The sequence below is a fragment of the Candidatus Methanocrinis alkalitolerans genome, assembly GCF_029167205.1.
Taxonomy (GTDB): Archaea; Halobacteriota; Methanosarcinia; order Methanotrichales; family Methanotrichaceae; genus Methanocrinis; species Methanocrinis alkalitolerans.
Map to the genome: position 1 here is coordinate 1 of NZ_JARFPL010000096.1, position 398 is coordinate 398.

The 398-nt window shown below is 54.0% G+C and carries 1 protein-coding gene; it reads left to right on the top strand.

Translation table 11 applies throughout. The annotated features are described in order from the left end of the window. Window positions 1–398, top strand: a 398-nt coding sequence (locus tag P0O24_RS12495) for an RNA-guided endonuclease InsQ/TnpB family protein (RefSeq protein ID WP_316970078.1), incomplete at both ends; no start/stop codon positions are given.

Below are 398 nucleotides of genomic sequence, written 5' to 3' on the forward strand. Positions count from 1 at the left end.
CTTGCTGCCAGAGTGGAAGAAAAACAAACCAGAGCTGAAGGAGGTATTCTCTCAGACCCTCCAGAACGTCCAAGAACGGGTAGATCTGGCCTTTAAAGCGTTCTTCCGAAGGGTCAAAGCAGGAGAGGCCCCGGGGTATCCCAGGTTCAAGGGGAATGGATGGTACGATTCGTTCACCTATCCACAGCTGGGATTCAGACTGTCTTCCGGGAAGCTGCGTCTCTCCAAGATCGGAGATGTCAAGATCAAGCTCCACCGACCCATCGAAGGGAAGATCAAGAGGTTGACCGTTCGGAGATCTTCGACCGGAAAATGGTTTGCCTGCTTCTCAGTGGAGATCGACGATCCTCCGAAGCCTCCCTGGAAAGATGGGTTGATGGCGGGCATCGATGTGGGGC